Genomic DNA, 21,098 nt, shown 5'->3' on the forward strand with positions numbered 1-21,098 from the left:
AAGAGCGAAACCACCTCGTCTTCGGAGGCCAGGCCGATACGCTGGTCCATGACGTCCTGCAACGTGCCGAGCTCGATCCGGTGGGTGCTGGGGACTACGGCCAGTGCATAGCCACCTTCGTGGTGAACGACTACCGATTTGGCCATTATGCTGCCGGGCACATGCGCCGCTATTGCGGACTGCCTGCTTGTCGATGTGCGATGGTGCTCGACGGTGTCATAGGAAATTCCTTTCCCGTCGATAAAGCCCTTCAGTCTGTTTGCGATCGTCATCCTGAGCCTCCCTTGCTGGAGTTCGCGACGCATGTGGAAACGAGGGCAATCATTCTGCTTCTGTCGTTTCCCGTACAAACGAAAATGGGCCACCTGTCGATTGTTTCAAGGCGGACAGAAGCGGAGCGCAAATAGCACCTCCGGCTGTTGACGGGAAATGCTTCCGAAAAGCCCGAATCCGGATTGCGTATCAGGGGCCGGCCCCAAAAAACACCGTCCGGGTGAGAAGCGTGTAATCCGATTCGAAGACCATCATTGCCACGAACACCAGCACCAGTATCGGCGGCAATATGATCGCATATGCCAGCGCCAGCCGTTCCCAGGCCATGTGCATGAAGACGGCGACGATCAGCCCGGCCTTGAGCATCATGAAGATCAGGATCAGCGACCATCTGAGATAGCCGTGGAGGCCGAAATAATCGACCATATAGGAGCAGGCGCTGAGGATGAACAGCCATGCCCAGACCACCAGATAGAGCTTGATCGGGTGTTCCTGATGAACCTCCGCCGGGGCGATGCCGGTTGCTGTCGGATCATGCGCTTGAGTTCCGTGCAGCGTGCGTTGCCCCAGGCCGTTTGCGGTTATCTCAGCCATGTCTGCCTCTCACCAAAGATAGAAGAATGCGAAAATGAACACCCAGACCAGGTCGACGAAATGCCAGTAGAGCCCCATGATCTCGACGTTCTCGTAGCGGCCCTTGCGGCTGGTGAAGAAACCGGGCCGTCCCGTGTCATAATCGCCGCGCCAGACCTTTCGCGCCACGATGATCAGGAAGATCACGCCGATCGTCACATGCGTGCCGTGAAAGCCGGTGATCATGAAGAAGGATGATCCGAACTGCGCCGCACCCCACGGATTGCCCCAGGGCCGTACCCCTTCGGTGATCAGCTTGGTCCATTCGAAGGCCTGCATGCCGACGAAGGTCGCGCCGAGTGCTGCGGTCAGAAGCATGAGGATCGCCGTCTTGCGGCGGTCGTGGCGATAGCCGAAATTGACCGCCATCGCCATCGTTCCGCTGCTCGAGATCAGCACGAAGGTCATGATGGCGATAAGGATCAGCGGAATATCCGAGCCGCCAATATGAAGGGCAAAGACCTCGCTCGGATTGGGCCACGGCACGCGCGTAGACATGCGCGTGGTCATGTAGGAGAGCAGGAAGCAGCCAAAGATGAAGGTGTCGCTGAGCAGGAAGATCCACATCATGGCCTTGCCCCAGGACACGTTCTTGAACGCGCGCTGATCCGAGGACCAGTCGGCGGCGACGCCTTGCAAGCCCGCCGGCCGCGGCTGTGTCTGGCCGATATGAGTCAGTGTCGTGTCTGCCATCCGCCCGGCCCTCCTAGGTCAGCAACTGTCGGCAAATCTCGATGAAAGTAGCGGCCCAGCCGGCCAGAAGCGCGAAGATGGCGAGCCAGACGAAAAGCAGGAAATGCCAGTACATGGCGCACAATTCGACGCTGAGGCGAAGCCGCTCCGGCCGTGCTCCGTTCCAGGCACCGGCAGTCGTTCTGCTCAGGCCCACCAGCCCTCCCAGTATGTGCAGGCCATGCATCCCGGTTATCAGGTAGAAAAAACTGTTGGCCGGATTGGCGGTCAGCAAATAGCCGTCGGCGGTCAGTTCCCGCCATGCCACAAGCTGTCCGATCAGGAAGGCAAGCGCGGTGAGCCCAGCCGTGACGAGGCCGAGCCTGACCGTGTCGATTTGACCCCGGCGCGCAGCGACCACGGCGCATTGCAGCGCGATGCTGCTCAGGACCAGCACGCCGGTGTTGAACCAGAGCACGCGCGGCAGCGGCAGCGCCTGCCAGTCCGACAGCGCCATGCGCATGAAATAGGCGCTGGTGAAAAGCGCAAACAGGCAGCCGACGACGGCGAGGAAGACACCGAGGCCGATCTTGGCGGTCGGCAGCGCCGATCCTTCCGGGCCGATAATATCCCCGATCACACCTTGCTCGAGCCATGGCTTGGCCATCAGCCGCTGGTGGGAAAGCCACCATCCGGCAAAGCCGACGATCACGAGGAGGAAGACCAGAATGACGCTCATGCCGGCTCTCTTGAGGATCCGAAGGAGCCCGGCATGTTTTGCGGGATAAAATCCTCCTTGGCGCCCGGCACGCTGTAGTCATAGGCCCAGCGATAGACGATCGGCAGTTCCTTGCCGAAATTGCCATGGGCGGGCGGCGTTTGCGGCGTCTGCCATTCGAGCGTCGTGGCGCGCCACGGATTGCCGCCGGCCTCGCGGCCATGGCGGATGCTCCAGATCAGGTTGAACAGGAACACCATCTGGGCAAAGCCGACCATGAACGCCATGATGCTGATGAACGAGTTAAGGTGGTGGGCCGATTCCGTCATCACCGTCATGTCGGTCAGTTCGTTGTAGCGCCGTGGCACGCCCATCAGGCCGATGTAGTGCATGGGAAAGAAAATCAGGTAGGCGCCGAGGAACGTGACCCAGAAATGGAACCGGCCCATTGCCTCGTTCAGCATCCGGCCGGTGACCTTCGGGTACCAGTGATAGATCGCGCCGAAGATCACGAGGATCGGGGCGACGCCCATGACCATGTGGAAATGGGCGACGACGAACATCGTATCCGACAGCGGAACGTCGACGACGACGTTGCCGAGAAACAATCCGGTCAGCCCGCCATTGACGAAGGTGACGATGAAGGCCAGGGCAAAAAGCATCGGTATGGTGAGGTGGATATCGCCGCGCCACAGCGTCAGCACCCAATTGTAGACCTTGATCGCGGTCGGGACGGCGATGATCAATGTCGTGGTGGCGAAGAAGAAGCCGAAATACGGATGCATGCCGCTGACATACATGTGGTGGGCCCAGACCACGAAGCTCAGCGCGCCGATGCCGACGATGGCCCAGACCATCATCCGGTAGCCGAAGATGTTCTTGCGCGCATGGGTGCTGATCAGGTCGGATACGATGCCGAAGGCCGGCAGCGCCACGATGTAGACCTCGGGGTGGCCGAAGAACCAGAACAGATGCTGGAACAGGATCGGGCTGCCGCCGCCGTGCTGCAATTGCTCGCCCATCTCGACGATCGCCGGCATGAAGAAGCTGGTGCCGAGCGCGCGGTCGAACAACATCATCACGCAGGCGACAAACAGCGCCGGGAAGGCGAGCAGCGCCATGACGGTCGCGGTGAATATGCCCCAGACAGTCAGCGGCAGGCGCATCAGCGTCATGCCGCGTGTGCGGGCCTGCAGCACCGTCACCACATAGTTCAAGCCGCCCATCGTGAAGCCGATGATGAACAGGATCAGCGAGATGAGCATCAGCATGATGCCCCAGTCCTGGCCGCCTGGTGTGCCGGTCATGATCGCCTGCGGCGGATAGAGCGTCCAGCCGGCACCCGTCGGTCCGCCGGGCGCAAAGAAGCTCGACACCAGCACCAGCACGGCGAGCAGGTAGATCCAGTAGCTCAGCATGTTGACATAGGGAAAGACCATGTCGCGCGCGCCGACCATCAGTGGGATCAGATAGTTGCCGAAGCCACCCAGGAAGAGTGCCGTGAGCAGGTAGATCACCATGATCATGCCGTGCATGGTGATGAACTGGTAGTAGGCTTCCGGGGTGATGAAGTCGAACGTGCCGGGGAACCCGAGCTGCAGCCGCATCAGCCAGGACAGCACCAGCGCCACCAGGCCGATTGCCGTTGCCGTCGCCGAATACTGGATGGCGATGACCTTGGCGTCCTGCGAGAAAACGTATTTCGTCCACCAGCTGTGCGGATGGTAGAGTTCCATCTCCGCGACTTCGGCCGGCGGTACCGCATCTGCAGGTGTGATATCGACCATAGGAACACCTCCGTGCCCTTTTCGGCCAGGCTCGACAGTTTCGAGCCCTGCCGCAATTTAAACCCACGTCGCCGTTTTTTTCCCGGCGTCTACTCTGCCGAGCCCACCTGTTGAGGGGCCGACAATTGCGCAAAAGTCTGCTGTTCACCGAGCCACGCCGTATAATCTTCCTGCGTGTCGACCATCACCACACCATGCATCAAAGGATGCCCCTGGCCGCAAAGTTCGGCGCACAGGACCTGGAAGGTTCCGGTCTTGGTCGGGGTGAACCAGAAATAGGTGACCGAGCCCGGGATCATGTCCATCTTGGCGCGGAATTCCGGCACATAGAAATCGTGCAGCACATCGATCGAGCGGAGCAGCATCTTGACCGGCTTGCCGACCGGCAGATGCAGATCGGCGGCTTCGACCACGACATCGTCCTGGCCATTGGGATCGCTGGCGATGACCCCCAGCGGATTTTCAACGCTGACGTTGCGGGTGTCGGATGTGCCGAGCTTGCCGTCCTTGCCGGGCAGGCGGAAACTCCATTGCCACTGCTGGCCGACGACTTCGACCTCGGTTGCGTCGCTTGGAACGCTGACGAACCGGTTCCAGACGAACAGGCCGGGAACCAGCAGGGCCGTGACCCCGACTGCGGTGACTATCGTCAGCCACCATTCGAGCCGCTTGTTCTCGGGTTCGTACGCCGCCTGATTGCCTTGCCGATGACGGAAGCGGAAGACGCAATAGGCCATGAATAGGACGACGGCGGCGAAGACGACGCCGGTGATCCAGAAGGTAATAATGATGGTGTTGTCGATATAGTCCCAATTCGAGGCAATCGGCGTCCACCACCATGGGCTCAGGAAGTGGAACAACACTGAGCCCACGACTACCAAAACGAGTACAAGCGCAACCGCCATATCCCGTTTCCTCCCGGCATTCCAAGGGCGCTAAGCCGTCCCAGGAAATGCCAGGTGCATCATAGCTCGATTTCCGGTCGAAATTCTAGTGCGGTCTTCCGGTCAGCCGAAAACGCAATGGCGATGATGTGGAAAAGCCTAAGAAGAAGAAGGCTGCGGCGAAGAAAAAACCTGCCAAGGGCGCCGAATAACACGGCATTCTGCCGAATTGTGAAAGGACGCCCTCAATGCGGCCTTTTTCGTTGTGACCTTAGAGCGACGTGCACCACTTGGATGCACAAAGTACACCCTGAACTCTTATTTTCTACGCATCGTGCTGTCCGAGAATCGATTCCGATTTTCGGGCGGATGCGGTAGCGACAGATTCGCGCCCAAGTAGCGGTGGCGGCTGGCGATACGAGATTTTGATCATTATCTGCGCTGTGTTGCAAAGTGCAGGGTTGTTGGAGGGATCGTTGAAGCTATTCGTCGGTATTGGAGGCGCGGTCGCCACGGCGTTCCTCCTCGCCTCGGCCTGCGGCATCGCCCAGGCCGGCAGTGTGCTTGACAATTGGCGGTTCGACACCGGCAGCAATGGTTTGGTCACGGCCTCGCTCCATGCCACCAACAAGCTCATCACCGGCGGCGGCGCCTTGAGCTACAGCCCGGTCCTGACCATTGCCTGCCGGGCGAATGGTGAGCCGCGCTGGAGCGAATGGTTGCAGTTGAACGATGCCGTCTCCGCCAGCCGGACCATCACCATGTCGGTGACTGTCGACAAGGCCAGCAAGCTCAACGAAAGCTGGTCGGTCGGCCCGCGGGGCCGGACGCTGGTTCGGGATGGTGCCGACGGTATCAGGCGCTTGGTTTCCGCAGACCGGCTCCTGCTGTCCTGGCGGTTCGGGCTGCTGTCGGGGCGAGGCGAGGCCGATTTCGATCTTGCCGGGTTCAGCGAGGCCGTCGGCCAGATCGCCGGCACCTGCAATACCGAGTTGCCGTGATCGGATCAGCAACGCTCGCCTTGACCGCTAAGAGATCCAGCGAGTTATTCCGGCACAGACGTCTCGAACGCACCCGCGCAGCCAGCGGTGCGCCGGGTCGGCATCCAGCCGCGGGTGCCACAAGAGTGAAACCGCGATTTCCGGCAAGGGAACCGGCAGAGGGAAACAGAACATCCCGTCACGCAGGTTTCCCGTATGGCGTTCGGGAACGCTGGCGATCAGGTCCGAGGCACGCGCCAGGGCCAGAGCTTCCGAAAAGCCGCCGACGACCGTAACGATCTCCCGTTTCAACCCTAACGGCTCAAGGGCATCGTCGATCGGTCCCCTGTCGAGCCCGCGGCGGGAGACGAGGATGTGCCGGCCGGCGGCATAGCGGGCAGGGGTGATCGTGACCTCGCATAGTGGATGCCCCATCCGCACGACACCGACGAAGCGGTCACGGAACAGCGCTTGCGCGCGCACCTCTGGTCCCGTGGCCTTTCCGACGACCCCCGTTTCAAGATCTACGCCGCCGTCGCGCAGGGGCGCGCTGTCCTTGTCCGCCTTCAGCACAAAACGCAGCTTCACGCCCGGTGCTTGTTGGCCGACGCGCGCAATGAGAGACGGCCCGAAATTCTCAACAAAGCCATCCCTGTTTCTAAGCGTGAAGGTTCGCACGAGCCGTTTCAGGTCGAGCGTCTCAACAGGACGCAGAACGGCTTCGGCATCCTGCACAAGCTGACCGACGCGCTCGCGGAGATCGAGGGCCCGGGGCGTGGGAACGAGGCCGCGTCCGGCCCTGACCAGCAGCGGATCCCCTGTCGTCTCCCGCAATCGCGCCAGCGCCCGGCTCATCGCCGACGGGCTCAGCCGAAGCCTCTTGGCGGCGCGCGCAACGCTGCCTTCGGCAAGCAGCACATCAAGGGTGACAAGCAGATTGAGATCGGGTGTGGACATGCATCGACCATAGCACAGCTAGATCATGATGTGGCGTCAAACGCACGAATAGAGTGCAAATGCTGCGCGTTCCGCCATATCGGGCAAAGGACTACGTAGGCAACAGTCCCATTCAAGGAGTCATCTGATCATGCCGGCCCGGTTTGCACCTGTCGTATCTGGCTTTGTCCTCTCGTGCCTGATGTCCTTCGTCGTCTCGGGCATCGCGACCTTCCGCAATGCGGGGCTGATTGACGGCTTTTTCAGCCTTTGGATCGGAGCCTGGCTCCCATCCTGGCTCATCGCATTCCCGGTCATCCTGGTTGTCGCGCCGGTCGCTCGCCGGCTTGTAATGGGCCTGGTCAAAGCCCAATCCGGGAAGGCCTGATGACTTCAGGACAAACCGCTGCCGCCGCAGGTGCGGCGCTTAAACCTTCGGTTCGGTGGGCGCTCGCCAGCCTTTCGCTGTCCATGTTGCTGTCCTCGCTCGGCACCAGCATCGCCAACGTTGCCTTGCCGACCTTGGCGCAGGCGTTCAACGCCTCGTTCCAGGAAGTCCAGTGGATTGTGCTGGCTTATCTCCTCGCCATTACTGCCCTGATCGTCAGCGTCGGACGGCTCGGTGACCTCATCGGCCGTCGGCGGCTGCTGCTGGCCGGGCTCTTCCTGTTCACGACGGCCTCGGTCCTGTGTGGCGTCGCGCCGACGCTCTGGCTGCTGATTGCCGCCCGGGCGGCGCAGGGAGTAGGGGCGGCCATCATGATGACCCTGACCATGGCTTTTGTCGGTGAGACGGTCCCGAAGGCCAAGACCGGCAGCGCCATGGGGCTGCTCGGAACGATGTCGGCGATCGGCACCGCTCTCGGTCCATCGCTCGGCGGTCTTCTGATTGCCGGAGCCGGTTGGCGGGCGATCTTCCTCGTCAACGTGCCGCTGGGTTTGCTGGCTTTTGTTCTCGCCTATCGCTACCTGCCGGCTGATCGCCGGGGGTCGAAGACGGACCGGGCCGGCTTCGACGTTGTGGGCACGCTGCTGCTTGCCTTGGCGCTTGGCGCCTACGCGCTCGCGATGACGGTCGGGCGTGGCAGTTTTGGTCCGCTCAACATGGCGCTATTGGCAGCAGCCGTTTTCGGAGCCGGCTTCTTTGTGCTTGTGGAGGCGAGAGTGGCGTCGCCTTTGATCCGATTGGCGGCGTTCCGCAATGCGACGCTGAGTGCCAGCCTCGCCATGAGCGCGCTCGTTGCGACGGTGATGATGGCGACGCTGGTGGTCGGGCCGTTCTATCTGTCTCGTGGGCTCGGCCTCGACGCGGCTCTTGTTGGGATCGTCATGTCGGTCGGTCCGCTTGTCGCCGCGCTGACCGGTGTGCCGGCTGGCCGCATAGCGGACCGTTTTGGCGCTGCGCGCATGACCATCATTGGGCTCATCGCGATAGCGGCCGGTTGCTTCATTCTGTCCATGATGCCGGCAACGCTCCCTGGCTACATCGCCCCGATCGCAATCATCACATCAGGCTATGCGCTGTTCCAAACCGCCAACAACACCGCTGTCATGTCAGATATCCGCCCGGACCAGCGGGGCGTCATTTCCGGATTGCTCAATTTGTCGCGCAATCTCGGGCTCATTACCGGCGCATCCGTCATGGGCGCTGTGTTCGCATTTGCGTCAGCGACGTCCGACATCACGATGGCGCGCCCCGAGGCCGTTGCCGCCGGTATGCGGGGCACGTTCGCGGTCGCGGCGATACTGATCGTCGTCGCGCTCGCCATCGCGGTCGGAAGTCGTGCTCTTGCGACACGCCCTTCGCTGCCTGGAAGCGTGTCATGACACGAGACCGAGTGCTTTCGAAGAGAACCCGATGCGTGTTTCAAATCGGGCGTCAAATCAGCAGCAGGCCCTTCATGCTGGCATGGCCCTTCTTGCCGATGATGATGTGATCGTGGACGGCGATGCCGAGCGGTTTGGCCGTCTCGATGACCAGCTTGGTCATCTCGATGTCGGCGCGCGACGGCGTCGGGTCGCCTGAAGGATGATTATGCGCCAGAATGATCGCCGTGGCGGAGAGTTCGAGCGCGCGCTTGACCACTTCGCGCGGATAGACCGGTGTGTGGTCGACGGTGCCGACCTGCTGCACCTCGTCGGCGATCAGCGCGTTCTTCTTGTCGAGAAACAGGATGCGGAACTGCTCGCGCTCCTCGAAGGCCATGACTGACCGGCAGTATCCGAGAACCTGCGTCCAGGACGACAGGACCTCGCGGCCTTTGATCTCGCTGCGCGCCGCGCGTTGGGCGGTCGCGGCAACGATCTTCAGGTCGAGTGCCACCGCCGGACCGATACCCCCGACTTCCTCAAGCCGTGCGCCGGGCGCCCCAAGCACCTCGGCCAACGTTCCGAAGCGCGCCAGCAGCGCCTTGGCGACGGGCTTGGTGTCGGCGCGGGGGATCAGGCGAAAGAGCAGGAGCTCCAGCAATTCGTAGTCGGGCAGGGCGTCGGAACCCGCGGCCGCGAACCGTTGGCGCAAGCGGTCGCGATGACCGAGATAATGCGGCTTTTCGACAGACTTGGCTTTCGCGAGCGACTTTGTCGGTCTCTCGGGAAAGAAACCCCGCTCGTCGTCGTCGCTGGTTGTCCCCATAGGCCGCCCGAATTTTCTTGACCGGAAAGAACCGGCCCTCGCACAAACACTATGCCGGCAGGCCGGGGCGGTCGAGGTTTTTTGGCGACAGCGTGAAAATCTCGCATCCGGTCTCTGTGACGCCGATCGTGTGCTCGTACTGCGCCGACAGTGAGCGATCGCGTGTTACCGCCGTCCAGCCGTCCGACAGCACCTTTACGTGCGGCCGGCCGAGATTGATCATCGGTTCGACGGTGAAGATCATACCCGGCCGCATCTCGACGCCCTCGCTGGCGTTGCCATAGTGCAGGATGTTCGGGGCATCGTGAAAGAGCTGGCCAACGCCGTGGCCGCAGAAATCGCGTACCACCGAGCAGCGCTCGCCTTCGGCATAGGTCTGGATGGCGGCGCCGATGGCGCCGGTGCGGGCGCCGGGCTTGATCGCGGCGATGCCGCGCATCAGGCATTCATGCGTGACCTCGAGCAGGCGCTCGGCGGCGCGCTTGATCGTGCCCACCGGATACATGCGTGAGGAATCGCCATGCCAGCCGTCGAGGATGTAGGTGACATCGATGTTGACGATGTCACCGTCCTTCAACGGCTTGTTGTCGGGAATGCCGTGGCAGACGACGTGATTGATCGAGGTGCAGGACGACTTCGTGTAGCCGCGATAGTTGAGCGTCGCCGGCAATGCGCCGTGATCCATGCCGAACTCGAAGACGAATCGATCGATGGTTTCGGTGGTGACGCCCGGCGCGACTATCGGCACCAGTTCGTCGAGGCAGCGCGCGGTGAGGTCGCAGGCCTTGCGCATGCCGGCAAAGCCTTCTTCGCCATAGAGGCGGATCTGGCCGGTGTTTCTGAGTGGGGCCGTGGCGGCGTCGAGATAGGTGACCATTGTGTCCGTCTTGCCGGAAGAAAGGGCTTCCAATGAGCCCGCGAGAAAAGTCCCTCAGATTTGGCACCGGACGGCGCCAGGTTCAAGGACGAACTGCCGACGAAGGGCACAAGCCGGCGAAATTCATGCCTTGCCCCCTGTTGCGAGCGCATGTGTTGAGTGTTGCCTGGACAGGGCGAGAAGGAACGCGAGCTCGCGATCGGTTGCTTTGTGACGGCAACTATGCTATGGATTTGCGTATGGTGCTGATTTGCGCCGACGACCCGTCGCCGAGGCGGGTTTTTTGTTTTCAGGCTGCGGCGCAGCCACTTCCGAGATGTTGAGCCAGGCGAGAAGCCGGTCAAGCAACCTTTTTGCAACGAGCGGCGTTGCTGCGGGAACGCCGCTCGGGAGAGACACGAATGGACAGATTGCAATTCGAGGTGCCGGTGCGCATCACGACCGCGCCTGGCCTGCCGGTCGAGGAAATATACAGCGTCGAACAGGCGCTGGATCTCCTGCAAGGCTGGCCGGTTCGCCGGCGGGGCCAGGTCTATCAGGCTGCGTTCAATGCCTGCTTCGGCGCCACGGTCGACCTGGTCGATACCGAGGAGGCTTGCCGCGCGTTCATGGCGTTCTGCCGGGTGAGCCGCCTGCTGGCCAGGGATATGATGGTTCCAGGCAAGCATTCTGGCGAGGCGAGGGGGCTTAGGGCTTAAAGCGCGTCGCGTTCGAACGGATTCATGCGACGCGCTTTAAGCTCTTGTTTCTATGCATGTCGTTACCGCAAAACCGCTGCGCACTTTTGCGCGACATGCATTAGCGCCAGCCGGGCTCCAGGTTTTTGAGGAACCGATCGAAGATCGGGTCGAACCGGTCCGGCGAATCCCAGAACGGCGCGTGGCCGGAATTGCTGATCAGATGCTTCTTGCCTTCCCAGAGGTTGGAGAAGGGAATCGTATCGACGAAGTCGGTGTTGACGAATGGCTCGTCGGCGCCGTTGAGGACCGCGATCGGCGGCGTCTTGCCGGCAACGATCGCGCTCTGGTCCTTGCCTTCGCCCGCCGCGAATTTGCCGAGCATCAGTCTGCGCGCGCGGCCATCGGTGCGCGCGACGGCATTGCGGAGCAGCTGGTCATAGGGCTCGCCGCAGGTTGAGTGCGCATAAGCGTCGATATCTTCTTCGGTGAGGGTCTCCTTGCCGGCCAGTCCCATATGCGGGCTGGGCTTGAAGCCATTGTCGAGATCGGCGCCGGCGACCGGCGGCGTGCCGGTGATCATCAGACCGAGCATGCCGGGATAGCGGTCGATCATCTCCAACCCGATATGACCGCCCAGCGACCATCCGAAGACCGCTGCTTTTTCGATGCCAAGCCTGTTCATCACCTCGGTCATTGCGTCGGCGTAACCCGGCATCGAGTAGCTGCGCTCCGGATCGACCGCGTCGCAGGACTCGCCATGACCGGGAAGATCGACCGCGATCAGATGGTAGGTTGCGCCGATCCTGCCATCGAATTGATTGCGGAAAACGGCGCCCGACGACGAATTGCCGTGGATCATCAGCACCGGCATGCCGGTGCCGGCGCTTTCGCGCACGGCGATCGTGCCGTGACTGGTTTCGATCGTCTTGATCGTGGTCGCCATCCCTGTCTCCATTCGCCTGTCTCCGTTTCGGTTGATTGCTACAGTCCCCGGCGAACTGCCCGGAAATGCATCACATGGCCTTACGCGCTCAACAGAGCGGGCAACTTTGTCCGCCTACGCATGAAAATATCTTTTCAAATTGACCCGCCTGTGCATAATTTGTCAATCATCCAACCATCGTCACCATAATAACAGGGGAACAGGATCAATGATGACCAAGTCGATGAAACGCCATTTCAGGCATATGCTGATCGGAACGTCGCTCGGCGTGATGCTGGCCACGGCGCCGGCATTCGCCGATGTCGTCAAGATCGGCCTGCTGGCGCCGCTGACCGGCCCGGCGGCGGCCGACGGCCAGGAATTCCAGCGCGGCGCGCAGATGGCGATCGACGAGGCAAACAGCGCCGGCGGCGTCGACGGCCATACGTTCGAACTGGTCGTGGGTGACGTCAAGGATCAGTCGGCGGCGAACGTGACCAGCGCGGTCGAGCGCCTGCTCGGCGATCAGGATGTGCATTTCATGCTGACCGGCTATGCCAGCCTGACCAATTTCGAGATCGACAACATGGCCGAGGCGGAGATGCCTTACATGCTCGCGGCCACATCGCAGCAGACCAAGGACATCATCGCGCCCGATCCGGCGAAATACGCCTGCTGCTGGTCGCTGACCCCGTCCTTCGACGCCTACAACACTGACGTCACGGTTTTTGTCGAGAAGCTGGCGGCCGAAGGCAAGATCACGCTGCCGACCAAGAAGGTCGCCATCATCTCGTCCGACAATGCCTATTCGAAGACCATCTCCGAAGGCATGAAGAAGACCTTCAAGGAGAAGGGCTGGACCATCACCGTCGACGAGCTCGTGCCCTTCGGCGAGGTGACCGATTGGCGTTCGATCCTGGCCAAGGTGCGCGAGGACGTGCCGGACGTGGTCATCAACACCGACTATCTGCCCGGCAATTCGGCCTCGTTCCTCAACCAGTTCCTGGAGCAGCCGACCAAGAGCCTGGTGTTCCTGCAATATGCGCCGAGCGTTCCGGAATTCGTCGAGCTGACAAAGGAAAAGTCGAACGGCGTGATCTATAACCTTCTCGGCGGCGCGCTGACCACGCCGAAGAACCCACGCGCCGACGAAGTGGCCGGCAAGTTCAAGGCCAAATATGGCGTCGAGAGCGGCACATACGGCGTCGGCCTCTACGAGATGATCCATGTCTATTTCGACGCGCTGAAAAAGGCCGGCGACCCGAGCGACCATGCCGCGATCATGAAGGCGCTGTCCGAGACCGACAAGCAGGTCGCCGAGGGCCGCCTGAAATTCGATCCGGCGACGCATCTTGCCATGCAGGGCGACGACTACATCCCGATCACCTTCTTCCAGATCTGGGATGGCAAGCGCACCCTGATCTCGCCCGCCAAATACGCGACGGGCGAGTTCCAGCCGCAGCCCTGGATGAAATAGCGGCATGCCGCTGCTTGAAGTCGAGGGCGTATCGAAGGCGTTCGGCTCCCTCAAGGCGGTCGACGATGTTTCATTCGCCGTCGAGGCCGGAGAAATCTTCGGCGTCGCCGGGCCGAACGGCAGTGGCAAGAGCACGCTGTTCAACGTCATCACCGGCATACCGTTCGGCCCCGACAAGGGCCGGATACGGTTCGACGGACTAGAGATCCAGGGCAAGACAGGCAATGCCATTGCACAGCTCGGCCTTCTCAGGACCTTCCAGCGCGAGACCAGCTTCGACGGGCTGACCGTCTTCGAGAACGCGCTGATCGGCGCGAGCTATGGCAAGCCCGGGCGAGGGGCGGCCGAGGCGCGGACCCGCGCCGCCGAGGCGCTGGAGTTCGTCGGCCTTTCGTCGGCGACGTTTGGACGGCTCGCCGGCGAATTGTCGGTGTTCGACCGCAAGTGCCTGATGCTTGCAACGGCGATTGCCACGGAGCCGCGCATGCTTTTGCTCGACGAGCCGGCATCGAGCCTGACCAAGCCGGAGATCGAGACGTCGATCGGATTGATCAGGCGCACGGCCGCGCGCGGCATCACCGTGGTGCTGATCGAGCATGTGCTGACCTTCCTGATGAGCCTGTCGCAACATCTTCTGGTGCTGAACCAAGGCCGCGTGCTTGCCGCGGGCGACCCCAAGAGCGTGATCGCCGACCATCGCGTGGTAGAGGCCTATCTCGGCACAAGGAGATCGGCGGCGTGAGCGAGAGCCCGATCCTGAGTGTCGAGGCGGTGACATCAGGCTATGGACGCGTGACCGTTCTGCATGACATCACGCTCGAGGCCGGCCGGTTCGGCAATGTCGGGCTGTTCGGGCCGAACGGCCACGGCAAGACGACGCTGCTGAGGACCATTTCCGGCTTGGTCGCGCCGAAACGCGGCCGCGTCGTTTTCGATGGCAAGGACATTACCGGCCTGAGCGCGCGCGCCATCGTCGCCACCGGTCTCATCCACGTGCCGCAGGGCAACAAGCTGTTTCCCGACCTGACGATCGGCGACTGCATGGCGCTTGGCGCCTATTCGCCGCGAGCGCGGCCGCACGAGGCCGAGAACCGTGAAAAGGTGGTGAAGCTGTTCCCGAAGCTCGCCGAACGATGGCGGCAAAGGGTGCGCACGCTTTCCGGCGGCGAGCGCCAGATGGTGTCGATCGGCACGGCGTTGATGAGCCATCCGCGTCTGCTGATCCTGGACGAGCCGACGCTTGGGCTGGCGCCGAAGATCAAGGACGAACTCTGCACCGCCGTCATGGACATTTCGAAGGGCGGGGTGCCGCTCGTCGTCGTGGAGCAGGACATCGAGTTCCTGCTCGAACTCAGCCGGCAGTTGTTCCTTGTCGATCACGGAGCGGTCAAGACCGAGATCCGGCCGGGCGAGAGCATCGAGCACAGCGAAATCATGGCGATGTATTTCGGGCATTGAAGGCAGGATTGGACAGGGTTCGGGCATGAGCATGTTTTCGGATATCTTCTTTGGCGGCCTGTTCCAGGGCTCGCTCTACGCCATGATGGCGGTCGGGCTGGCGCTGGTCTGGACGACGATCGGCGTGTTCAATTTCAGCCATGGCGTGTTCATGATGCTGGGCGCCTATTTCGCCTGGCAGCTCGTCGCCTTTGGTCTGCCGGTGATGATCGCCTTTCCGCTCGCCGTCATTGTCATGGCCGGCGCGGGCTGGATCCTGCAGGCCTCGGTGGTGCGGCCGCTGATCGGCCGTCCCAACATCGTGCTGGTCGTCGTCATCACCACGTTGGCTGCCGGCTCGCTAATGGAGAACGGGGCACTGACGGTCTGGGGGCCGCGCTCCAAGCAGCTGCCGAGCCTGATCGAGGGCAACACCACCATCGCCACGTTGGCGTGTCGTTGCACCAGATCGCGATCATCGTCATCACACCGCTGATTCTTGCGGCGCTGTGGTCGTTCCTCAACCGCACGCGGCTCGGCCTGGCGCTGAGGGCCGTCGCGCAGAACGAGGATGCGAGCCAGCTCGTCGGCCTCAACGTCACGGCGCTTTACGGCCTTGCCTTCGCCATCGCCGCGTCGCTGGCAGGGCTGGCCGGGATTTTCATGGGCGGCTACCGCTTCATGAACCCGTCGATGGGTGCCGACCCGCTGCTCAAGGCACTCATCGTGGTGGTTTTCGGCGGTATTTCAAGCATTTCAGGACCGATCTTCGCTGCCTACCTGATCGGGTTCTTCGAGGCGGCGAGCAACTACTATTTCGGCCTCTACTGGACGCCTGCACTGCTTTTCCTCGTGCTTATCGCGACGCTCATGGTGCGCCCGGAGGGTATTTTCGCCAGCCGTTCCAGGGGGCTCGCATGACGCTCCTCGACATCGCCATCCCGTCTGCTCCCGGCCGCGTCGCCTGGAACCGCGAGGCGATCGGCTTCGTGGCGGGCTTCCTGCTGCTTGCCCTGTTGCCGCTCGTCTTCGGCGACAGCTACAGCCGGCATGTGCTGATCATGATCTTCATCTACGCCATCGTCGCCTCGAACTGGGACCTCAGCCTCGGCTATGGCGGCGTGTTCAATTTCGGCCATCTGGCGCTGTTCGGCATCGGCGTCTATGCCTACAGCCTGCTTGCCAAGCAGGCTGGCATCGATCCGTGGATCGCGCTTGTGGCGAGCGGCGTGATCGCGACCGTGGCGGCCGTGCTGGTGACCATTCCGATCCTGCGGCTCAAGGGCATCTATATCATCCTGGTCACTTTCGGCTTCGCGCAGCTCGTCATGCAGGTCATCATCAGCCAGTCGGACCTGACGGGCGGCACGCAAGGTCTGGTGCGGGTGCCCGGCCTCTATCTTTTCGACCACAACATGATCCGCGACGGTAAGATCGCCTATTTCTACATTGCGCTGACACTTCTGGTGCTCAGCACGCTGTTTTTGCGGCTGTTCGTGCGCTCTCGCGCCGGCGCCAGCATCGTGGCGCTGCGCGACAATGAGGAATACGCCATCAGCCGCGGCGTTTCGCTGGTGAGGCAGCGCATGGTGACGCTGGCGGCAAGCGCCTTCTTCACCGGGATTGCCGGCGCCTTCTACGCCGCCTACCAGCGCAATGCCTCGATCGACGTGTTCGGCATGAGCCTGGCGACCATCATCCTGTCGATGGTGCTGCTCGGCGGACCGAGCACGATCTACGGCGCGATCATCGCGTCCTTCGTGCTCACACTCTTTTCCGAGGCGATGGCCGATTTCGGCGCATGGCGGCTGATGATCTCGGCGCTGCTCATCATTGTGATCATGCTCGTCTATCCAAGCGGCCTGGTCGGCATGATCCGCGCCGTGTGGACAATGGTGGCCGATAGGATTAAGCGCCCGGCCTGATAGGATTAAGTGTCCAACTCGTGTTGGGGATCAATTTGTTGGGTCGGCACTGCCCCTCATCGCCCTGCCGGGCACTTCTCCCCGTATAGTGACGGGAGAAGGGGCTGGCCGCAGCCTCGGCATCCTTTTTGCAACGCTGGTGATTGGCGAAATCGTCGATGAGGTCGCCCCTCTCCCCGTCACTATACGGCGAGAGGATGCCGGCAGGCAGGTGAGGGGCGGCGCCAACGTTCGGAGCGGGTCAGGGGCAAACCTGAAGCGACTTTTCTGCCGATAACGCCTGTCATCATCTAACCCCGCACCAGTCGATGACGGAAGCGGCGATGACCTTGGCGGTCTCCACCACCGAATCGATCTCGACATATTCGTCGGCGCCATGAAAACCGTCGCCGGACGGGCCGAAGATGACGCCATCGACGCCGGCGCCGGCATAATGCGCGGCGTCGCAGACGGCGACGAAGCCCTTCACCTCGGGCGTCTTGCCGATACGCGCCTTGTTGGCGACGAGCGACCGGACCAGCGGATGGTCGGGCGAGGTGTTCATCGGCGGGAAATAGAGGCCACCCAGCTCCCACTTGATGGTCGGCGGGTTGTCGCGCAGCCAGGTGTCGGTGGCGGCGAAATGATGCACGAAAGTTTCGAAATCGCGGCGATAATCGGCTGAATTCTCGTCGGGCAGGAACTTCATGTCGAGATCGAGGACCGCGACGTCGGGGATGATCGCCGGATTGGTCATCACCGTCGGCAGGCCGTTCTCGCCAAGCCCGGTGCCGCCCTGCATCACCCCGATGTTGATCGTGTTCATGCCGAGCGGCAGCAGCGGATGCGATCTGGCCCGCGTGCGGTCGAGCTCGTATTGGCGCACGGCCGCGATGAAGCGCGCCGCGATCTCGATAGCATTGACGCCGGGCTCCAGCCGATCCTTGTCGTGGCGCTGCGGGTAGATTTCATTGTAGCGCAGCGCCGAATGCGCGTTGCGGCCGCGGATTGTCACCCGCGCCCATTCGAGCCCTCCCTCGACCGGCAGGACATCGCCCCAGGTCGGTTCGGCGACCAGCACCGCCTTGGCGAGCTTGCCCCTGGCAACCGCGTCCATGGCGCCGAAGCCGCCGGCTTCCTCATCGACCACCGTGTGGATCGCCAGCCGACCCTGAAGCCTGATGCCGGCCTTACGGATGGCGTGCGCGGCCGCGATGCAAGCCGCCACGCCGCCCTTCATGTCGACCGCGCCGCGGCCATAGAGGTGCCCGTCGGTGATATCGCCGCCAAACGGATCGACCGACCAGTTCTTCATTTCTCCGACCGGCACGACATCGATATGGCCGCACAGGATCAGGCTGCGTTCCTCCTCGCCGGCCCATTCGCCGGCCAGGTTGGGCCGCCCCGGCAAAGCGTCCCATTGTTCGGTCGAAAAGCCGTCCGCCTTCAAGATAGGCTCTAGCAGCGCCTGCACGTCGGCCTCGCGGTTCAGCCCCTGCCGGGTTTCGAACTTGGGGTTCACCGAGGGGATTTTGACCATGTCGCTGGTGAGCCCGATCACCCAGTCGCGATCCTTGTCGATCTCGGCTTGCGCGGCGGCGACGGCCGCATCCCTGTCCAGCATATCGATGTCCTTTCGTGCTTCTGCGGCGTTCGTGATTGTCTCTTGGCGTTGCGGGGTAGCGGACCAATCAGCCGCCCAACGCTGCGCCGATCATGTCGGCCCGGTCATGTCGATTTGGGTTTGCCCCTGACGAACGGCGCCGCCCATTTTGCGGGGTCCCCGGCGGCTGTCCTGCGGTCACCCGGGCCGGTGAAATCCGAGGCGTCGAGCGTCACGCCATTGGCGCGGCGGATCCCTTCGATGTCCTCGATGCGCTTGCGCACCGTCTGGCCTTCGCTCTCCAGCGCATGGGCAAACACGGTCTCCATCTGGACGACGGCCGTGGCTAGCGTGTCGAACGGCGAGTTGGCCTCAATTGCCGCGATAAGCGTCAGATCGGCGTGTTCGGAGATCGGCGAGAGCCATGGGTCGGTGAAGAGCAGGATGCCCACGCCCCGCTCGCGCGCCTGACGGGCGAAGTTCACCACATCCGACTGGTAGCGGCGATAGTCGAACACGACGAGCAGGTCGCGCTTGCCGAGATCGATCAGCAGGTCGAAATCCGTCGGCGCCAGCGCGCCGATGTCGTGCACGTCGGGACGGAACTGCACGAGATAGCCAGCGAGCATCGAGGCGATGTGGCGGCTGAAGCGTCCGCCGAGCAGCACGACCTGGCCCTTGCAGTCGAGCAGCATCCTGGCGGCACGGCCGTAGCTCTGCGAAGGAACCGCCGTGCGCGTCCTCTCCAGGCTGTCGGAAACCGAATGGAAGTAGTCGTTGACTGTGCCTTCGCTCGAATTGGCAGGCCGCTTTGCCTCCATCATCAGCAAAGGGGAATGCAGGCGGGCCTCGACTTCCGCCAGAAGCTTGGCCTGGAAGGCGGCAAAGCCGCCATAGCCAAGCTTGACCATGAGGCGCATGACCGTCGGGTCGCTGACGCCCGCTGCCTTTGCCAGGCGCGAGGCAGTGCCGAGCCCGGACATCGGATAGTCGGCAAGGAGGACCCGCACGATCTTGGCTTCGGCGGATGTGAGGGCCAGGGTGGTATGCGCCAACTCTTCGCGGATCGACACCGGACCTCTCCCTTTCCCGTGTTCAGCCGATGATAGAGAAATTACAAATTCTGGTATCGATGTCAATTTTTGGAATGGTTTCTACAAAGACCGTCGGGTGCATTATTGGTATGACCAAGTGGCTCTGTGCCACCCAGGCTCGAATCGGTTATGGCTCCAGCATGCAGGAAACGTCTCTTTACATCCCGGTGAAGCGGTTTCTTGAGAGCCTGGAATTCACCGTCAAAGGCGAAGTTGGCGGCTGCGATGTCGTGGGACTGCGTGACGGCGAGCCGCCCGTGGTCGTCATCTGCGAATTGAAATTGCAATTCAACCTCGAGCTCGTACTTCAAGGTGTCGATCGTGCTGCGTCGTGCGACGAGGTTTGGCTCGCGGCGCGCATGTCAAGTCGAGGCAAAGGCCGCGAGCACGATCGCCGGTTTCGCGCACTCTGCCGGCGGCTCGGCTTCGGCCTTCTGGGGGTCGGTTCCGCCGGCAACGTTGAATTGCTGCTCAGCCCCGCCGCTTTGCCGCCCCGGCGAGACCCGAGGCGAAGATCGCGCCTGGTGGACGAGCATCGTCGTCGGCGCGGCGACCCTGTAGTCGGCGGCGGCTCCCGAACGCCGATAATGACCGCTTACCGGCAGGACGCGCTGGCCTGCGCCGCTGCCATGGTGGACGGCCCGAAGCGCCCGCGCGACCTGAAAACCATTTCACCGCGCGCCGCCAAGATCCTGCTTCACAATGTCTATGGCTGGTTCGCCAGGGCCGAGCGCGGGGTGTATGCGCTTACGGACGTTGGCCGTGCTGCGTTACAGCGCTGGCCCCAACCGGCTCCATAACGAGGCGGCGCCGAGTCGTTTGAGCGGCCTGCCGCGGGCAGGGGAGACAACGAACCTCTCCCGACCTGGCAACGATCAGAGTCGGCGTGGGCTGCAACGTGACAGCCTCTTCCGGGTTGCGCATCCCCTTTGTGCATACCCGTTGATGCCCGCGAAATACGACAAGATGAGTGCGTCGAACTCAACGCGGCAATGGGCAACGTCGCCAGCGAGATATCGTAAACTGCGATCGCCCGGGGCAAGATTGTTCAAACAAATTGTCCAACCTGGCTGTGAGGGGGCCAGCGTCGCCTCCATTGTCGCTGCCCGCCAGAGCGCAAAGATGCGGCAGCAGGACACAGTGATTGCAGCAGCCAGAAACAACAAATGTTGATATTTGCGTTACCAAGCGCGTCGAACGGATCGGCGCGCCTAGGAACAAAAAAGGAATATTTTGGTAGTTTATCAAGACTGTCTACGGATTGTTTCCATGAAATCGACATTGGCAGGAGCGCGCACTTTGTGCGGTGAAATCCGGCCTGCGACACTCGATGCAATACCAAAAATCTCAAAAATTCTATCAGAGGGGTGCGGGTATTTGATTTGGAGCTAATATACGCCGTCCAGTAGGCAGGCACCGCGGGGCGCTAAGAAAAAAAGGAATATAAATGGCACTTCATTTCGCAGCAGGTGGGTCCGCCACAGAAGTCGCAAGCGCCGGTTTCAATCTGGTTGACGTTCAAACCGTCGACCAGGTCAACGAGCTGCCGGATGGCACGAAGGGCTTGGTCTGGCTCAACGAGGGCG

Annotated in this window: 23 protein-coding genes; 11 read left to right on the forward strand and 12 right to left on the reverse strand. The window is 62.0% G+C overall.

Features of this window, described 5'->3' with window-relative positions:
- From E5W87_RS19270 to coxB, 6 genes are all read right to left on the reverse strand, one after another.
- On the reverse strand, positions 1 to 272 hold a 272-nt coding region (locus E5W87_RS19270), incomplete at its 3' end, for an aminoacyl-tRNA deacylase (RefSeq protein WP_292400825.1).
- 190 nt (positions 273 to 462) lie between these two features.
- Entirely contained in the window at positions 463 to 867 is a 405-nt protein-coding gene (locus E5W87_RS19275) for a cytochrome C oxidase subunit IV family protein (RefSeq protein WP_292400828.1), read from the reverse strand.
- Positions 868 to 876: 9 nt separating this feature from the next.
- A complete protein-coding gene (locus tag E5W87_RS19280) occupies positions 877 to 1,599 on the reverse strand; it encodes a heme-copper oxidase subunit III family protein (RefSeq protein ID WP_292400830.1) in 723 nt (240 codons plus the stop codon).
- Between the two features lie 13 nt (positions 1,600 to 1,612).
- Positions 1,613 to 2,317: a cytochrome c oxidase subunit 3 gene (locus tag E5W87_RS19285; RefSeq protein ID WP_292400832.1), complete on the reverse strand. Its 705-nt coding sequence runs from the start codon at positions 2,315 to 2,317 to the stop codon at positions 1,613 to 1,615.
- Entirely contained in the window at positions 2,314 to 4,083 is a 1,770-nt protein-coding gene (gene ctaD / locus E5W87_RS19290) for a cytochrome c oxidase subunit I (protein ID WP_292400835.1), read from the reverse strand. Before ctaD ends, E5W87_RS19285 begins: the two co-directional genes overlap by 4 nt.
- 89 nt (positions 4,084 to 4,172) lie before the next feature.
- Complete coding sequence (gene coxB, locus E5W87_RS19295) at positions 4,173 to 4,988, reverse strand: cytochrome c oxidase subunit II (RefSeq protein ID WP_292400837.1); 816 nt, start codon at positions 4,986 to 4,988, stop codon at positions 4,173 to 4,175.
- Positions 4,989 to 5,443: 455 nt separating this feature from the next.
- Here coxB and E5W87_RS19300 point away from each other — a divergent pair, with 455 nt between their 5' ends.
- Complete coding sequence (locus E5W87_RS19300) at positions 5,444 to 5,968, forward strand: hypothetical protein (protein WP_292400840.1); 525 nt, start codon at positions 5,444 to 5,446, stop codon at positions 5,966 to 5,968.
- A gap of 27 nt (positions 5,969 to 5,995) precedes the next feature.
- Here E5W87_RS19300 and E5W87_RS19305 read toward each other — a convergent pair whose 3' ends face one another.
- Entirely contained in the window at positions 5,996 to 6,904 is a 909-nt protein-coding gene (locus E5W87_RS19305) for a LysR family transcriptional regulator (protein ID WP_292400842.1), read from the reverse strand.
- Between the two features lie 130 nt (positions 6,905 to 7,034).
- Here E5W87_RS19305 and E5W87_RS19310 point away from each other — a divergent pair, with 130 nt between their 5' ends.
- A complete protein-coding gene (locus tag E5W87_RS19310) occupies positions 7,035 to 7,271 on the forward strand; it encodes a DUF2798 domain-containing protein (protein WP_292400845.1) in 237 nt (78 codons plus the stop codon).
- Positions 7,271 to 8,710, forward strand: coding sequence for an MFS transporter (locus E5W87_RS19315; RefSeq protein ID WP_292400848.1), 1,440 nt, complete (start codon positions 7,271 to 7,273; stop codon positions 8,708 to 8,710). The genes E5W87_RS19310 and E5W87_RS19315 overlap by 1 nt, the downstream gene beginning before the upstream one ends.
- A gap of 52 nt (positions 8,711 to 8,762) precedes the next feature.
- Here the strand turns inward: E5W87_RS19315 and radC are convergent, their stop codons facing one another.
- Both radC and map read right to left on the reverse strand, forming a co-directional pair.
- Entirely contained in the window at positions 8,763 to 9,518 is a 756-nt protein-coding gene (radC, locus tag E5W87_RS19320) for a DNA repair protein RadC (RefSeq protein WP_292400851.1), read from the reverse strand.
- Positions 9,519 to 9,567: 49 nt separating this feature from the next.
- The gene (gene map / locus E5W87_RS19325) at positions 9,568 to 10,395 is read right to left on the reverse strand and encodes a type I methionyl aminopeptidase (RefSeq protein WP_292400878.1); all 828 of its coding nucleotides are present in this window, start codon (positions 10,393 to 10,395) and stop codon (positions 9,568 to 9,570) included.
- Positions 10,396 to 10,796: 401 nt separating this feature from the next.
- Here map and E5W87_RS19330 point away from each other — a divergent pair, with 401 nt between their 5' ends.
- A complete protein-coding gene (locus E5W87_RS19330) occupies positions 10,797 to 11,093 on the forward strand; it encodes a DUF982 domain-containing protein (protein WP_292400852.1) in 297 nt (98 codons plus the stop codon).
- A gap of 100 nt (positions 11,094 to 11,193) precedes the next feature.
- Here the strand turns inward: E5W87_RS19330 and E5W87_RS19335 are convergent, their stop codons facing one another.
- Entirely contained in the window at positions 11,194 to 12,018 is an 825-nt protein-coding gene (locus E5W87_RS19335) for an alpha/beta hydrolase (RefSeq protein WP_292400856.1), read from the reverse strand.
- Positions 12,019 to 12,226: 208 nt separating this feature from the next.
- Here E5W87_RS19335 and E5W87_RS19340 point away from each other — a divergent pair, with 208 nt between their 5' ends.
- From E5W87_RS19340 to E5W87_RS19365, 6 genes are read left to right on the forward strand one after another with little or no spacing between them, the layout of a single operon-like run.
- Entirely contained in the window at positions 12,227 to 13,474 is a 1,248-nt protein-coding gene (locus tag E5W87_RS19340; RefSeq protein WP_292400858.1) for an ABC transporter substrate-binding protein, read from the forward strand.
- Between the two features lie 4 nt (positions 13,475 to 13,478).
- Complete coding sequence (locus E5W87_RS19345) at positions 13,479 to 14,216, forward strand: ABC transporter ATP-binding protein (RefSeq protein ID WP_292400861.1); 738 nt, start codon at positions 13,479 to 13,481, stop codon at positions 14,214 to 14,216.
- Complete coding sequence (locus E5W87_RS19350) at positions 14,213 to 14,932, forward strand: ABC transporter ATP-binding protein (RefSeq protein WP_292400863.1); 720 nt, start codon at positions 14,213 to 14,215, stop codon at positions 14,930 to 14,932. Before E5W87_RS19345 ends, E5W87_RS19350 begins: the two co-directional genes overlap by 4 nt.
- 25 nt (positions 14,933 to 14,957) lie before the next feature.
- Positions 14,958 to 15,407: a hypothetical protein gene (locus tag E5W87_RS19355; protein WP_292400865.1), complete on the forward strand. Its 450-nt coding sequence runs from the start codon at positions 14,958 to 14,960 to the stop codon at positions 15,405 to 15,407.
- Entirely contained in the window at positions 15,371 to 15,832 is a 462-nt protein-coding gene (locus E5W87_RS19360; protein WP_292400868.1) for a branched-chain amino acid ABC transporter permease, read from the forward strand. Before E5W87_RS19355 ends, E5W87_RS19360 begins: the two co-directional genes overlap by 37 nt.
- Complete coding sequence (locus tag E5W87_RS19365; protein ID WP_292400871.1) at positions 15,829 to 16,836, forward strand: branched-chain amino acid ABC transporter permease; 1,008 nt, start codon at positions 15,829 to 15,831, stop codon at positions 16,834 to 16,836. Before E5W87_RS19360 ends, E5W87_RS19365 begins: the two co-directional genes overlap by 4 nt.
- A gap of 286 nt (positions 16,837 to 17,122) precedes the next feature.
- On the opposite strand, the gene E5W87_RS19370 is transcribed toward E5W87_RS19365, so the two are convergent.
- Both E5W87_RS19370 and E5W87_RS19375 read right to left on the reverse strand, forming a co-directional pair.
- Positions 17,123 to 18,439 carry a M20 family metallopeptidase gene (locus tag E5W87_RS19370; protein WP_292400873.1) on the reverse strand — a complete coding sequence of 439 codons (1,317 nt, stop codon included), beginning with the start codon at positions 18,437 to 18,439 and terminating at the stop codon, positions 17,123 to 17,125.
- Positions 18,440 to 18,543: 104 nt separating this feature from the next.
- Positions 18,544 to 19,491, reverse strand: a complete 948-nt coding sequence (locus tag E5W87_RS19375) for a MurR/RpiR family transcriptional regulator (RefSeq protein ID WP_292400876.1) — start codon at positions 19,489 to 19,491, stop codon at positions 18,544 to 18,546.
- 161 nt (positions 19,492 to 19,652) lie between these two features.
- Here E5W87_RS19375 and E5W87_RS19380 point away from each other — a divergent pair, with 161 nt between their 5' ends.
- A complete protein-coding gene (locus E5W87_RS19380) occupies positions 19,653 to 20,312 on the forward strand; it encodes a DUF2161 domain-containing phosphodiesterase (RefSeq protein ID WP_292400881.1) in 660 nt (219 codons plus the stop codon).
- Positions 20,313 to 21,098 lie beyond the last annotated feature (786 nt).

This window comes from Mesorhizobium sp. (assembly GCF_004962925.1).
Lineage (GTDB): Bacteria > Pseudomonadota > Alphaproteobacteria > Rhizobiales > Rhizobiaceae > Mesorhizobium.